At 42.3% G+C, this 14,354-nt stretch carries 15 protein-coding genes; all 15 read left to right on the plus strand.

Going from position 1 to position 14,354, the window contains the following annotated elements; translation table 11 throughout:
- The 15 genes from C2M32_RS04615 to C2M32_RS04685 all read left to right on the plus strand — a co-directional run bounded on the left by C2M32_RS04615 (position 1) and on the right by C2M32_RS04685 (position 14,303).
- Positions 1-708, plus strand: coding sequence for a DsbA family protein (locus C2M32_RS04615; RefSeq protein WP_105167328.1), 708 nt, complete (start codon positions 1-3; stop codon positions 706-708).
- Between the two features lie 209 nt (positions 709-917).
- Positions 918-1,322: a type II secretion system major pseudopilin GspG gene (gene gspG / locus C2M32_RS04620; protein ID WP_105167329.1), complete on the plus strand. Its 405-nt coding sequence runs from the start codon at positions 918-920 to the stop codon at positions 1,320-1,322.
- Entirely contained in the window at positions 1,303-2,970 is a 1,668-nt protein-coding gene (locus C2M32_RS04625; protein WP_105167330.1) for a GspE/PulE family protein, read from the plus strand. Before gspG ends, C2M32_RS04625 begins: the two co-directional genes overlap by 20 nt.
- Positions 2,967-4,157 carry a type II secretion system F family protein gene (locus C2M32_RS04630; protein ID WP_105167331.1) on the plus strand — a complete coding sequence of 397 codons (1,191 nt, stop codon included), beginning with the start codon at positions 2,967-2,969 and terminating at the stop codon, positions 4,155-4,157. The genes C2M32_RS04625 and C2M32_RS04630 overlap by 4 nt, the downstream gene beginning before the upstream one ends.
- A complete protein-coding gene (locus C2M32_RS04635; RefSeq protein WP_105167332.1) occupies positions 4,141-4,638 on the plus strand; it encodes a pilus assembly FimT family protein in 498 nt (165 codons plus the stop codon). The genes C2M32_RS04630 and C2M32_RS04635 overlap by 17 nt, the downstream gene beginning before the upstream one ends.
- Positions 4,619-5,044, plus strand: coding sequence for a prepilin-type N-terminal cleavage/methylation domain-containing protein (locus C2M32_RS04640; protein ID WP_105167333.1), 426 nt, complete (start codon positions 4,619-4,621; stop codon positions 5,042-5,044). The genes C2M32_RS04635 and C2M32_RS04640 overlap by 20 nt, the downstream gene beginning before the upstream one ends.
- On the plus strand, positions 5,034-5,714 hold the full coding sequence (locus C2M32_RS04645; RefSeq protein ID WP_158678129.1) for a PulJ/GspJ family protein: 681 nt from the start codon (positions 5,034-5,036) through the stop codon (positions 5,712-5,714). Before C2M32_RS04640 ends, C2M32_RS04645 begins: the two co-directional genes overlap by 11 nt.
- The gene (locus C2M32_RS04650) at positions 5,707-6,546 is read left to right on the plus strand and encodes a type II secretion system protein GspK (protein WP_105167335.1); all 840 of its coding nucleotides are present in this window, start codon (positions 5,707-5,709) and stop codon (positions 6,544-6,546) included. Before C2M32_RS04645 ends, C2M32_RS04650 begins: the two co-directional genes overlap by 8 nt.
- Positions 6,547-6,552: 6 nt before the next feature.
- Positions 6,553-7,506, plus strand: coding sequence for a hypothetical protein (locus tag C2M32_RS04655; RefSeq protein WP_105167336.1), 954 nt, complete (start codon positions 6,553-6,555; stop codon positions 7,504-7,506).
- Positions 7,503-8,045, plus strand: coding sequence for a hypothetical protein (locus C2M32_RS04660; protein ID WP_105167337.1), 543 nt, complete (start codon positions 7,503-7,505; stop codon positions 8,043-8,045). The genes C2M32_RS04655 and C2M32_RS04660 overlap by 4 nt, the downstream gene beginning before the upstream one ends.
- Complete coding sequence (locus C2M32_RS04665) at positions 8,042-8,521, plus strand: hypothetical protein (RefSeq protein ID WP_105167338.1); 480 nt, start codon at positions 8,042-8,044, stop codon at positions 8,519-8,521. The genes C2M32_RS04660 and C2M32_RS04665 overlap by 4 nt, the downstream gene beginning before the upstream one ends.
- A 1-nt stretch (position 8,522) precedes the next feature.
- Positions 8,523-10,520 (plus strand): secretin N-terminal domain-containing protein, encoded by a 1,998-nt coding sequence (locus tag C2M32_RS04670; protein ID WP_158678131.1) that lies wholly within the window; start codon positions 8,523-8,525, stop codon positions 10,518-10,520.
- 21 nt (positions 10,521-10,541) lie between these two features.
- Positions 10,542-11,786, plus strand: a complete 1,245-nt coding sequence (gene wcaK / locus C2M32_RS04675) for a colanic acid biosynthesis pyruvyl transferase WcaK (RefSeq protein ID WP_105167340.1) — start codon at positions 10,542-10,544, stop codon at positions 11,784-11,786.
- Positions 11,783-13,018, plus strand: coding sequence for a glycosyltransferase (locus C2M32_RS04680; protein WP_105167341.1), 1,236 nt, complete (start codon positions 11,783-11,785; stop codon positions 13,016-13,018). Before wcaK ends, C2M32_RS04680 begins: the two co-directional genes overlap by 4 nt.
- A complete protein-coding gene (locus C2M32_RS04685; RefSeq protein WP_105167342.1) occupies positions 13,008-14,303 on the plus strand; it encodes an oligosaccharide flippase family protein in 1,296 nt (431 codons plus the stop codon). The genes C2M32_RS04680 and C2M32_RS04685 overlap by 11 nt, the downstream gene beginning before the upstream one ends.
- Positions 14,304-14,354: the final 51 nt, after the last annotated feature.

The raw sequence follows: 14,354 nt of genomic DNA on the forward strand, positions 1-14,354 counted from the left end.
ATGAAAAACTGGATAATGCCAATTGTTTTATCAACCATGCTAGCTGGGTGTAATAGCACGCAGCAGTCGGAATTGGAGGCATTGCGAGCCGAAGTCGAACAACTTAAAAATATACAGCAGCAAGTGGCTGTGAGAGTAGGCTTAGCGGAGCTGGTTAAGCCTGACACGCTGCCATTGTCCGAAGATGGTAAATGGATTGGTGATAAGTCAAGTGACGTGGTTATTATTGAGTACACGGATCTACACTGTCCATTTTGTAAAAAATTTCAGCAAGAAATCTGGCCTGAGCTCAAAAAGCAATTTGTCGATACCGGCGAAGTCGCAGTATTGGCAAGAGAGTTGCCTTTGAGCAAACTACACCCCAAAGCGGGTTATGCTGCGGTATTTTTGCGTTGCGCAGAGCAGCAGGGGCAATATGAACCAATCAAAGACAAGCTGTTTGAAATTGGTAATTCAATCGCTCAGGAAACGACGAAAGACATCGCCGAAGAGTTCAATTTAGATGCGAATAAGTTGGCATCTTGCCTAAGCGACAAGTCAGTTCATGAAGCGGTTAATCGTTCCATCGCAGATGCTCAGCTATTGGGTATTGGTGGAACGCCTTCGTTTGTTGTAGGTAAGCAACAAGACGGAATGCTGGTTGACTATCAAGTTGTCGTGGGCGGTAGTTTAGAAAAGCTAGGTGCAGCGATTAAAGCACTGAAGTAACACTTAGATAGTTCAAAATAATACCGTTGTATGTTAGATTGCAACGGTATTATTACCGCGTTGAGAGTGCGTTCAGCCTAGTGGCATTAACCCTTTACCAATTTAAGTACAAGAGGTTTAAGTTTTATCTGAACTTAACTGAGCCTTTGTAGTCCTAGGCGGACAGCGAATTTCAATTTTAACAACATCGCATTATTATGAGCTTTCATATGAAGAAGTTAAGAAATAGTAACGGCTTTACGCTTGTAGAGTTATTAATTGTAATGGTAATACTTGGACTGCTGGCTTCAGTTGTAGCCCCGCGTATGTTTAGCAAAGTAGGTACGGCCAGAGAAGGCACAGCCAAGGCGCAAATGCAGGTATTGTCGACCGCTTTGGACTCATATCGATTAGACATAGGCTACTATCCAAAAGAGCTGAACGAGTTGTTACAAAGTAACCACCAAATGTGGGATGGCCCATATTTTCCAAAACAAATTCCAAATGATCCTTGGGGCAACCCTTACAGCTATAAAGCCATTAGCGAAAATGGTACAGAAAAGTTTGAGTTAAAGAGCTTTGGTCGAGATGGTAAACCAGGCGGTGAAGGTGAAGATGCAGACGTGGAACTCTAAAGTTCATGCATATATTGCACAAAAGCAAATATTAAACCATGACAGATTACAGCAATTAGCTGACTTTGAAAAAGACGAGCAATCAAATTTAGAGTTGATCTTACTTAATTCTGGTTGGATAGACGAAGACCAACTGCGGGATATGTATTGCCAGCTTCTCAACTGTCATGCTTGGGAGCAGGGCTTAGATACATCTAAAGAGTTTATCGAATATCTAAAAACGATAAATGTAGATTTGCTACTAGCAAATAACATGGTGCCCGTTTTTATCAACGATGATCAGATAGACATCGCCTTTTCTAATCCTCATGGTAAAGAAGCGCTCGATTATTTACGCTTTATTCCACAAAATAAACGGTTTTTTGCTGTTTCAGCCAAAGAACTTGAGTTGCTTGGCGAGCAATGTAAAGCCTTACTAAGTGACGTACCCGATACACCCATTTCTACCGATAACTTAAGTGCGCTTAAGGAGCTTGCGTTAGGTGCACCTACGGTTAACTTAGTGAATAGCCTCATCAATAAAGGGGTCAAGTTGGGGGCATCTGATTTACATATTGAGCCTGTAAATGGAAAGTACCGCGCCCGATATCGCATAGACGGAATCTTAAAAGAAGCGGATCCAATACCGCATAATTTACAGTTAGCCGTTATTTCACGTATAAAAATTTTGTCGGGTATGGACATCGCTGAGAAAAGGCGACCACAAGATGGCAAGATTGAGATGAAAGCTGGCACAACGGATCTAGATATCCGTTGCTCGACACTGCCATTGGGAATGGGCGAAAGTGTTGTTATGCGTTTTCTCATTAAAAACGCGGTTAAGTTTGACTTAAAAAGACTCGGTTATTCCGAAGATCTAGTAGAAAAAATAAATCAGGATTTAAAGAGAACATCAGGTGTTATCTTGATGACCGGCCCGACAGGTTCCGGTAAAACCACCTCTCTTTACTCTTTTTTAAACCAGATAAACCGCCCAGATATTAAAATTGTTACGCTGGAAGATCCGATCGAATACCAGTTACCTGGTATTAACCAAGTGCAAGTTAATGCGGAGATTGGCTACGACTTCTCAGCGGGCTTACGGAGCATTGTTCGTCAAGACCCTGATGTGATCATGGTCGGCGAAATTCGCGATAATGAAACGGCTAAAATAGCCCTACAGTCTGCGTTAACAGGACACTTGGTGTTTAGTACGGTACACACCAATGATGCACCTTCTGCCTACACGAGACTTATGGATCTGGGCATTCAAGAGTATCTGCTCAATGCGGGCTTGGTGTCTATTATGGCTCAGCGACTGGCTCGAACTTTGTGTGAACACTGTAAACAGCCACTGAGTGATGCTGAAACACATCAGTTGTACCATAAGTATGCGCTATCTGATTTGACCTCAGGTGAAATTGCACCGCTCTATCAAGCGGTAGGGTGCGAAAAATGTGAGAATTCGGGCTATGCAGGTCGAGTTGCATTTCTTGAGTACTTGCCATGTGATGGGGATGTAAAGAAACTACCAAAAGACGAGCGGTTACTAGATAACCTCTATGAACTGATGCGTGACAAGCAACTGCGCTCCCTCAAGCAGGATGGCTTCCTTAAGGCTGTAACAGGGGTAACAACCATTGAAGAAGTCTTGAGGGTAGCTGGGTGAGTCAGGTATTTAAGTACAAGGCCTGTAATGCCGGTGGTGAAGTTGAACGTGGCGAGATCACCGCAGAAAATGAAGCCGCTGCGCACAGTGCACTGAAATCGAGAAACTTGTTAATTCTAGAGTTAAAGCAAGATAGCGCACGAACAATACGCAAAAGAGTGTCTTTAAACGAGCTTGAGCAGTCCACAAGTCAATTGTCGACCTTGTTGCACAACGGTTTGCGAGTTGATAAAGCACTGGAAGTGCTAGCGCAATCAAATAGAAACTCAGCCTTGGGACAGGTTTGGTCTTTGGTATTGAATGAGATCAAGCAAGGCGCGGTGCTGAGCGATGCTTTGGCTAGTCGGCCAGATATCTTTTCTACGCTTTATATCGAAATGGTTAGAATAGGCGAGGCGACGGGTAACCTACCACAAGTTTTTTCTAGACTTAGCCAGAACCTAGAATTCCAGAGCGCTCTGCGTAGTAAAGTAATTCAAGCATCAACTTACCCGCTGTTTATTTTGATTGTCTGTGTTACTGCTATTTGGGCGATTTTCAACTTTGTTATTCCCAGCATGTCATCCATGTTTGACAATGGGGCGCAGGTGCCACAGTACACACAATTGTTGTTAGATATGTCAAGCTGGGTACAAAACTATCAGCTGCACTTACTGATCAGCATCTTGTTAGCGGGGGTCGCACTTTATAGCGCACTACAAAAAGCCTCGTTAAGGGCGAGTCTATTTGCCAGCGTTATAAGGTTTCCTATAGTAAAACAGATTGTCAATCATTCCGACCGCATCAAGTTCTCAACGGCATTACAATTGACGCTGGAAAGTGGCGTGAGCCTTTCTGACAGTTTGGAGTTGGCCATGCAAACTGTCGCCAACCCCACTTTACAAGCAAAGTTAGGTAAAGTGGCAACGGTTGTTAGCAGTGGTGGTGTACTTAGCCACGAGCTCAAGCATTTGGGTTTGTATGATGAGGTTGCGGTTTCACTAGTCACAGTGGGTGAAGAAAGCGGTAGTCTTGCAAGCTCTTTTAATGAGATCGCCAAACGTTCTCGGAACAGTTTTGAAAGTTGGCTAACCAAGTTCACGGCCCTGTTAGAGCCATTACTTATTTTGATCATGGGTGGTGTAGTTGGATCGGTCGTGATTATCATGCTGCTTAGTATAGTGTCTATGAATGATGTTTCGTTTTAAGCAGTCAGGCTTTACGCTTGTTGAACTTTTAATCGTAATTGTACTAATGGGTTTAACCAGCTCAGTGGTGCTACCAAATATGTGGAAGCAATTTGAGCAAGTCAAACGATACTCAGAAAAGCAGCAACTCACTTCGTTGTTGCGCTACGCTAAACAGTATGCGGTGTATTCGGGAAAAAAGCTGGAGATTAAAGTCGCTGACAACTCAGTTGAAGTGAGGGAAGCCAAAGAACCTGCTAAACAAGACATCTCAAAAAGCTCGGAGAGCGTGAGCAACGTGGTCAATATGCTTACTAAAACACCAGAGCAAGAAAGTGAGGGAGAAGTGAAAGAGGATAAGCCTTTAAAGCTTGTGTCGTTTTCTTACATCGGTTTTGAGGAAGAGGCAACCTTTGAAGTGTCTTCAAAAACATACTTTCTTGATAAGCAAGTAACTTTTGTCAATATAAATAGCCAGCAACGTGAAACCATTCAGTTTTAATCATCAACAAGGTATGACCCTGATAGAGGTGCTGATTGCATCTGTTATTCTATTTATTTCCATTAGCGCCATCAGTTATGTATCTAAAGCTATGATGCTCAATGAAATGCGGCTATCCAGAGCCGCTGAGCACGCGTTTGTTTTTGAGTATATTCAAGACGAGGTGAGTTATCGTTTTGAATATGAGAAGCAGCGTGAGGGAGAATACCGATTCGCAGGCTCTACCTACTTTTGGCAAGTAGAGGTGCTATCAGAAAAGCCAGTGATGTCGGAGCTTGTCGTTGATGGAGAAGGCTCAGCGGCCAATGGTACAATGATTTTGTATTCAACTTCTGTTTTTTCTCAGTTGTCACCGAGTCCTAAAAAAATAGCAGAATTTAAGAGTGTGTACTGGCGTGAACAATAATAATACAAAGGGTTTCACCCTAGTTGAAGTACTGATAGCCATGACTATTTTCTCTATGGTTATCGCACTGGCGGTGATGAGCTATCGTTTTTCATTGCAGCAGCTTACCAAAGAGCAAGCGAATCATAATATTGAGCAGCTCTCTCGAGTAAAGCTTGTGAATCGCACGATTCGCGAAGCGACTCCGTTTGGCTATCACAACGAGCTCAGAGAAAGGGTTCCTTTTTTTATTGGTACACGTAGCAGTTTCAGCTTTATCAATCGCTCGCCAATACTTATCTCATCACCTATGAGTATTGCTACGTTGTATCTGGCTGAGCAGGAAATACGCTACTGTGAGACTCCTTTTGGCTCTACTGCGTTGGAGCACTATCGCTTTGACAGTGACAACTGTGAACAGAGTCTCACCTTTATGACAGTTAAAACCGCGCAGTTTGAATATTATGCATGGAAAGACTGGTTAGAGTTGAGTAACTACTATTCATCTTATATGAATGTGGCTATTAAGCCTGTTCCGCGTTGGAGTACTGACTTTGATGCGTCTAAACGTCGTATCATGCCACTTTTTGTCAGATTAAAGATAAGCGAAGAAAATGCAGAGCAGGAAAGCCAACTGATATACAAATTGATGCGTGTACCCCCTTCATTGTTTGGAGCTGGCAGTGTGTAACTATCCTTCACGGAACCAAGGCGCAGCATTGCTGCTTGTGCTTATGATTGCAGCTGCTATGGCCAGCATTATGATATATATGTCTGAGAAAGGTACTAATTCGGCGCGAATGGCTAACCTGATCAAACAACATAGCCGAGCTAAAATGCAGGTTGATAGCGCGCAGGCTGAATTAATCAATGAGTTGATGACAACGTCACTCGGTATTCTTGGTCCAACTGGCAGCTACAATGGTATCAAAGCTGAAAATCCATCGGTAACAAACTTTATGGGTGAGCCAACGACTCGCGATAAGTTAACGGTGACAGTACAAGATGCAAGTGGTTTAGTTTCAGTGTCGCCAATGAATGACAAGGCGTTTGAAACGCTACTAAGATATAATGGTGCCTCATCTGACGATGTCACTAGGATTCAAGACCGACTAGAAGATTGGCAAGATGCCGATGGATTACGTAGGATTGAGGGAGGCGAGAAAGGAGATTACGAGCAGGCTCACCTACCAACCAACACTGACATTCAGGTGGTCGAGGAACTCAGGTATATCCTCGAAAATGACCACTTATACACACAAATCAAGCCATTTTTGTTAGTGGGCAGTTACCCTGATATTGTTCGACAATTTACACCGAAATCTTTATACTCTGCGTTTGGTTTTGAGGGTAGGGTATCGGAACAAAGCAGTATTGAAGGTGCCGAAAGTCAATTATCCAGTGGTAAACTTTTAATTCAAATTTCTCACAATGAAGCGGTTACGTACTCAAAGCAGTTTATCTTTGAAAGAGGAGCTGGTTTGCGACCATATTTTATAAGTAATGAACAAATAGTGGACTAGTTCATAATGTTGGCTAATCGAAATATAAACGACGCATCTGAGTACTTGGTGCATAAAAAGTTCTTCTTAAACCATCAAAAAGAACTGGTTGAAGTACAAAACAATGCGCCAAAAATAAAACTTGCTGAAGCTTGTGTTATTGATCGGGATTTATTCTGGGCGACCACGAGGTACTATCCGAAGTCATCTCTTAAAGAAATATTTAATATTGTTAAAGCGCAAAGCAAAGTACTTCCGCCTTTTGAAGGGATGTTTTTGTGGCGGGTTAGAAACTTGGGGGCAGAGCAGTTCAGTATTGATTATTTCGTTATACCGAAAGAAAATTATGAATTAATCCCTGCGTCATGCCAATTTGTGTTACCGCTCTATAACGATACAAAAGAACAAAACCAATGGCCGCTTACCTTGTCCAATGTGTGTGATGAGTCACAGGAAATCTCGAAAGTTCAGCTACCATGGTTAGATTTGGTTGGTCTTAGGGTCAAGCGAGAAAAAACTAAGACACAACAGCGCTTGTCGACGACTCATTTGATATATGGTTTGTTGGCGACAGGTGTACTTACTGTAACGTCATTATCGGCTTACATTTATTTGACTCAAATGAGCTTACAATCAGCGAATGTGCAGAATCAAACGCAGGTCAATGAATCTCTAGAGATGCGTCAAAAGTATAATCGTAAAGTAAATTCTATCGGTGAGTTACAAACATTTTTAAAGCAAAATCCTAATGTATTAAGCCGACTTGCTAGCCTAAATATAAATTCGCAAGGCATCATTTTTGATAGAGTGACTGTGATCCCCAAAGGAGTTGAGCTTCGTGGGGTGACTGATAAGTCGGCGACAGACTTGTTAAAGCAGATAGTTGCATCTGACGTTATTAAAGAAGCTAAATTCTCAGGTCCGGTTGTGAAACAAAAAACGGGTGGCGAAGGCTTTACAATTGAAGTGGAGTGGCTGTGAGCTCAAGAGAAGAAATACTAAAAAAGTGGGGTGGTGCGGCAATCATTCTGCTAGTGTCGCTGGAATTTGTTGTTTTCCCTTGGTTGGATTGGGTTGAGCGTTCCAAGACCGAGATACTCAACGCGCGCACATTTGCGGCAAAACAACGCAATGTCGCTTCTCAGTATGCTGACATAGAAAGCAAGTTAGCTGAACTAAAAGAGCAAACCACACTTTATGCGGGTCTGCCAATATTAGAAAAAAATCAAGATCCGGCCTTGCTTTGGCTTGAGGTGGTCGACGCTGCGGTAGCGCGTGTGGAGGCAACAGTTAACAATAAAGTGCCACAGCGTGCGGTTGTGATCAACGACGATTACTCAGCGTTTACGGGAAGATTAAGTGCGGTGGGTGAATATAATCGCATCCTTAATTTACTGAATGAACTAGAGAATATTTCAGAGGGGAACCGTGTACGACAAGTTTCTCTTTATCAGCAACGTGCCAGACAAGGGTATGTGACTGCAAATATTGAATTTGTGAGGGTGTATAGAACAAAATGAAAAACCTTCTAATTTTATGCGCTGTGGTGCTTTGTGCACTGGGTTGGGTGGCCCAAGTGGTGATTTCATCCTTTCCTGATGTCGATGATAAAGAAGTGACATTGGTAGATGTTGCCATTACGCAAGAACAGCCGCTCGATATAGCTGCATTATCTAAAAATTTAGGTGTTGAATTCGTTGATTTGGATGCAAAGAAGGGCGACTTACCTAAGAGTATGGAAGTAAAGCTTGCATTAAACGCGATATATACGTCAGGTGATGTTGCTGTGGCGAGGCTGAAAGTGAGCCAAGACAACCGTGAAGAAGTTCTGAATGTGCGCGCAGGTGATGCCTTATATCAATACCATGTAGAAAAGGTGGATGTGAACAGCATACTACTCTCTACAGAAGATAAAAATACCAAAGCTGTTCAGTTGAAAATGTTCAAGCCGCAAACAGTGTCAATCAAGACAACTGAGACTAATGGAGAAGTTTAGAATGATTTTAAAGCCTTCGAAGAAAGCTTGTTTGACGTTGATGTCATTAATATTGGTTTCCGGCTGTGCGAGTAAGACAGGCCTGCGAGATAAAGATTTACAAATAGAAAAATCTTTGTTGAAGACAAAGCAGTCGCAGGTGAGTACGTCAGTGGAGAAGCAAGCACCTGACAGCGACAACAGAGACTTTAAAGTGGAACAAGTTGACGACTGGGGTGGCATCACTCGCCTTCAAGAAGACGCAAAAACGGCGCCTCGTTTGGAAGGTGAGGCGATTACATTTTCTGCTGATGAAATGCCAGTAAAAGAGTTTACTAATAAGGTATTTCAAGAATTGCTAGGTATCAATTATGTAATGTCTCCGCAGTTATCAGCTTCTAATGACACCATTACCTTGAATCTCTCTTCAGCGATTGAACGTCAAGAATTTTATCGTGTAGCGATGAAAGCGCTGGAAGAAAGCGGTGTAACAAGTTACAGAAAAGACGAGATCCTCTATCTATCAAAATCATCAGGGGCGACTCAGAAAAACTCAATCGCTGTAGGTATAGGTAACAAAGAACAAGATGTACCTGATGTTGCGGGCCCAATTACCCATATTGTGCCATATGTTTATAGCAGTAGCAGAAACGTCTCAAGCATTTTAAGTAAGCTTTCGACCGCCAAAGTAACAATTAACTCGCTACAGAAATTAATTATCCTTGAAGGTGAAAGGGCGGAACTGACTCGGGCAATTAAAATTATCAATATGCTAGATGTGCCAAGAGCATTTGGTAGAGAAATCCGTTTATTTGAATTTGCACATATTTCGCCGCTAGAGGGGATTGAGCAAATCGAAAAGTTATTACAAGAAGATGGCTTGCAAGTGTCAAAAGAGGGGGATGTGTCATTTGTACCATTACCACGCATTAACTCATTTGTTGCCTACGCTGCAAACCAAGAAACCATTGCAAGAGTGGGCTTTTGGGCAAGAAAAATAGATGTGCCACTGGCTGGTGATGAAAGGCAGTACTTTATCTACAAGCCCAAATACGCAAAAGCAGACGATATGCGTGAATCACTCACCGTATTACTGCAAGGGCGCTCTCAAGCTGGAGGCAACTCAGATAGTGCGGGTAAAGCTGCTATGGGTGGTCAAAATTCAAACGTAAAGTTTAGCCTAGATAAACAACAGAATGCGCTAATCTTTTACACCGATAAAGACGAATACCGCTTAATCGAGTCTTTATTGAAAAAAATGGATGTGTTGCCAGGTCAGGTGATCTTGGACGTCACTATTTTGGAGATCACCCTGACAGATGAAATGTCTTCAGGTATTAAGTGGCTGTATAATAAAGCTGGTGCATCGGGCAATGATGCACTTACGCTGGACTCAGCCACAGGTGCGTTGTTTGGACAGGTTATTTCCGGCGATTGGAAAGCGGAATTTAACTGGAATGATGCCATAGGTGATGCACGAGTGTTATCAAGACCATATTTCATTGTCAGAGATGGTGAGTCCGCGACGCTTAGCTCGGGTGATCAAATTCCTATCATCACCCAGACGGTTGAGAACATTGGTAACAATAACTCTGTATCTAATTCAATCCAGTATCGTTCTACCGGTGTGAATGTATCGATTACACCAATTATTAATTCCCAAGGGGTTGTTACGCTCTCTGTTTCTATGTCAGTAAGCGATGGTAAGCCGAATAAGTTAGGGGTATCTTCACCAACGATTACTAACCGTTCTATCACCACTGAAGTGTTGTCAGGTGATGGGCAAACTGTGGCACTAGGTGGACTTATCCAAGAGAAAAAGAGTGACTTCACTCAAGGCGTGCCTGGATTAAGTGAGTTACCAGTACTCGGTAATTTATTCAAAGCCAAAGAAGACACAATGCAAAGAACAGAGCTGATGATGCTAATCACCACCAAAGTGGTCAAGAGTGAATCAGAGGTGGATGAGTTTGGTGAGGCAATCTCAGAGCTTTACAGCGCGCCTATTATCATTAAGTAGTAACAGTAGTAGAGGATGAGCATGAAGCTATTATTAGTTGGGAATCACACGTGTGGTAATCGTGGTGATGCGGCTATATTGAGAGGGTTAATAGCCGAGCTAAGAAAACAAGAACCAACTATTGAGCTCGATATCATCAGTCGCTTTCCTATCAGCTCCAGCTTTTTGCTTGGAGAAAAGGTGATGATGGATGAGCTTCATGCCTATCACGGTAGTGCAAATGGCTTTGTTGACAGGCTGTGGAAACGCGTCAGCCAACGTTTTCAATCTTATCAATTGATCAATAAGTTGAATAAGCCTGTAAGCACATTACCAGCACACATTCAGCAGCAGGTTGGCGCATTGCAACAATATGACGCTGTTATTCAGGTGGGTGGGTCATTTTTTGTTGACCTATATGGACCTGCGCAATTTGAACATGCGATCTGTGCTTTGTTTGCGAACAAGCCACTGTTTATGCTGGGTCACTCCGTGGGACCTTTCGAAAGTGATCGTTATAAAAAGCTGGCTTCAAAAGTGTTTAGTAAGGTCAACACACTTGCTCTAAGAGAGTCGGTGAGCTTGCAACTTATGGAGCAGGCTAACATAGTTACCAGCAAAGTATCTGAAGGTGCTGATACAGCTTGGGTTGTGCCAAATGACCCCGTAGCCATTCCGGAAGCTTTGAGTCAATTGGTGACAAGTCAGCCAACTATTGCAATGACCATGAGAAAACTGGCACCGTTCGACAAGAGGCTCGGTGTGACTCAGCAAGAGTATGAAGTTAAGCTTGCAGAGCTTATTGATAGTGTGAACGACAAGGGGTACCAAGTGTTGATAGTATCTACTTGCACGGGTATCGATAGTTATCAACGTGATGACCGTATGGTTGCGTTAACGGTTAAAGAGAAAGTTAAGAATAAAGCGCTTTGTCATGTGGTTATGGACGAGCTGAACGATGTGGAGTTAGGCAGTTTATTGAGTCTTTGCCAGTTGACCCTCGGAACACGTTTGCACAGTGCCATCATTTCAATGAATTTTGCTACCCCTGCGATTGCGTTGAACTATGAGCATAAATCCAAAGGTATTATGCAGCAATTGGACCTACCGGAACTCTCTATGGACGTTAGCAGCTTGTTCGATGGTACGTTACAAAGTGCAGTGTTCAATAACTTGCAGAATCTGAGCGCAATCAAAGAGAATATGACAGTGAAAGTAGCCCAAGAACGCGCTCGGGTTACCAAGATGGTTGAAGATACGCTAAAGCAAATCAAGGAACTGGCATGAAAGTAACATTTTTTCTCGGTCAGTTTCCTGTGTCATCAGAAACGTTTGTTATCAGCCAAATTGTAGGCTTAATTGAACGGGGCTTAGATGTCGAAATTGTTGCTATATCACAAGGTGATATGACAAAAACGCATAGCCTAGTGGATAAATACAAGTTGCTAGATAAGACAACGTATTTGACTCAGGAAAATGCCAATCAGTCAGCGCTTCAAGCAAAGTTAAGCCGAATTTTAGGGGTGCTGCGCCCCAGTCGGTTTGCAAAAATTCTGTCAGCTCTAAACTACAAACAGTTCGGAATACACAGTAAATCATTACTGTTACCCAGTATTGCAGGCAGAAACAGTCGAGTCATTAAATCAGATGTCTTTATTGCTCACTTCGGTACGGCGGGCGTGGTTGCAGAAAAGATGCGCCGGTTAGGCTTACTTGAGGGTAAGATATTGACTATCTTCCATGGCGCAGATATTTCAGTCAAAGAAATATTGAACACCTTCTCGGGTGATTACAAACAACTATTTGTTTCTGGTGAGGGAATGCTGCCAATCAGTAATCTCTGGCGCAACAAACTCATTGAGCTGGGCTGTAACGAGCAAAAGATTACGGTTAACAGAATGGGGATCAATATTGAACTGTTTCGCAGTCGTGCATTCGAGCAACCATTACAGCAGCCTTTAAGAATTATATCTGTAGCCCGTTTTATTGAAAAGAAAGGGTTGCAAGATGCCATCAATGCAATGCAACTACTAAAAGAGCAAGGTGTCGACTTTGAATATCAGATAGTAGGTGATGGTCCGCTTAAAAATGAAATTATCGAGCAAATAGAAAAGCTTAAACTGCAACGAGAAATCAAGTTGCTCGGTTTTCAACCCCAAGAACAAGTCACTAGTTTACTTGAAGCATCAGATGTCTTTTTATTACCTTCAGTTGTGGCAAAAAATGGCGATATGGAGGGGATCCCAGTGGCCTTGATGGAAGCAATGGCGATGGGGTTGATCACCGTTTCAACATTCCACAGTGGAATTCCTGAATTAATTCAACATGAAGTCAATGGATTGCTAGTTAATGAGCGATCACCGAATGAGCTGGCTCAAGTGCTATCGAAGCTCAGTACTGATGGCTATGACATAGAAGCAATTAGAAAGAATGCTCTACACACGATTGATACACAATTCAATCAAAGTAAATTATATGATGAGTTAGCACAGATATCGAAGCAAACCCATGAGTGCTAATAAACAAGGCCTATGGATTTTAGGTTCCTCCGGCATTGCTGGGGTGAGCCAATTTGTTATTTATTTTTTGATAGCGTTTTATGGTAATGCTGAAGCGTTAGGTATTTTGGCTATCATAAATATCGTGTTATCGATTGTTTTCTTGTTTCAGGATATGGGGTTAGCCAACTACTTTATCCATAAACAAGACCTTAGTACGCAGCAAAAAAGCGCGCTTCACTTTATTAACCAAGGCTTAGGGGCGGTGGCTGGTTTGGTGATGCTCCTGTTAGCATATCCAGTATCGTTGTTTTACGATGAGCCGTTAATATTTAGCTATTTATTAATTACTTCCATCAACTTCTTGTTATTGGGCGTCGGTGCCCAATACCAAGCGCACTTTATAAAGGCGGGTTATAACATAGAGCTATCTCAAATAGATATCGTTGCCAAACTGATATTGTTGGGAAGCACGTTTATGTTTATCCAATTAGAAACCCCCGTCGTTTTATCCTATATCTACGCAATCATCACGGCCTCCGCTGTCAGGGTCGGATTGATGTTATTAAGAGCACGTAGTGACTGGCACCCATCACGAAGCGCTGATTGGTCTATTGCGATACCGGCTTTAAAATTTGGCAGTTACCAAATGGGTTCACAAGTCATAAATCAAATAAAAACGCAGCTTGATCAGCTCGTTATAGGCAAGTTACTGGGTCTAGAGGCGCTTGGTGTGTATGCCTTTGCCAAAGAAATGGTGTTACAACCTGTAAAATTTGTCAGACCTCTGATAGCTAGGATGTTTTTTCCAAGTATTGCTAAGCTGCAATTTGACGAAGTTAGATTTACGACTTATTTAAACGACTTTTTATTCAAAATTTCTTTGCTAAACCTTAGTATCTACCTACTGTTATTCGCGGGGCTATTGTTTACTAGCCAGTTTATGGGACTGGATAAATACGCCCAGTTTTTACCAATATTTTCTATTTTGATCATCATTGGGTTACTCCGACCAATGGGGACCATACTTGGCATGGCTATTCAAGCCAAGGGGCAAGTTCACTATGAGTTTTACTGGAATTTGATAACCTCGATAGTGAGTTGTGTGACTGTCATAATTGTGGCTTTTTTGGGAGATATTTTCACCTTTAGCTATGCTATGGCAGCTTTACAGCTATTGTTAACTGTATGTGCTGTGATGTTTTTTGGTCGATGTGGAGCTAAATGCACAGTTAAAACGACAGTGTCAGTCATAGCCATTAATCTATTTGCTTATGCAATCATTAATCTTATCGTGCAGTCGTAAGCCTAGCGACCTTTTGACTCAATATGATCAGTCTTTAAGAGTTAGTTAGTG

The sequence above is a fragment of the Pseudoalteromonas sp. T1lg23B genome (assembly GCF_002964665.1).
In the GTDB taxonomy this organism is placed as follows: domain Bacteria; phylum Pseudomonadota; class Gammaproteobacteria; order Enterobacterales; family Alteromonadaceae; genus Pseudoalteromonas.

Excerpts from the sequence above, each read along its gene's own strand:
- C2M32_RS04655 (WP_105167336.1), top strand. The coding sequence starts at position 6,553 with ATGTTGGCTAATCGAAATATAAACGACGCATCTGAGTACTTGGTGCAT.
- wcaK (WP_105167340.1), top strand. The coding sequence starts at position 10,542 with ATGAAGCTATTATTAGTTGGGAATCACACGTGTGGTAATCGTGGTGAT.
- C2M32_RS04635 (WP_105167332.1), top strand. The coding sequence starts at position 4,141 with ATGATGTTTCGTTTTAAGCAGTCAGGCTTTACGCTTGTTGAACTTTTA.
- gspG (WP_105167329.1), top strand. The coding sequence starts at position 918 with ATGAAGAAGTTAAGAAATAGTAACGGCTTTACGCTTGTAGAGTTATTA.
- C2M32_RS04685 (WP_105167342.1), top strand. The coding sequence starts at position 13,008 with ATGAGTGCTAATAAACAAGGCCTATGGATTTTAGGTTCCTCCGGCATT.
- C2M32_RS04625 (WP_105167330.1), top strand. The coding sequence starts at position 1,303 with ATGCAGACGTGGAACTCTAAAGTTCATGCATATATTGCACAAAAGCAA.
- C2M32_RS04670 (WP_158678131.1), top strand. The coding sequence starts at position 8,523 with ATGATTTTAAAGCCTTCGAAGAAAGCTTGTTTGACGTTGATGTCATTA.
- C2M32_RS04680 (WP_105167341.1), top strand. The coding sequence starts at position 11,783 with ATGAAAGTAACATTTTTTCTCGGTCAGTTTCCTGTGTCATCAGAAACG.
- C2M32_RS04615 (WP_105167328.1), top strand. The coding sequence starts at position 1 with ATGAAAAACTGGATAATGCCAATTGTTTTATCAACCATGCTAGCTGGG.
- C2M32_RS04665 (WP_105167338.1), top strand. The coding sequence starts at position 8,042 with ATGAAAAACCTTCTAATTTTATGCGCTGTGGTGCTTTGTGCACTGGGT.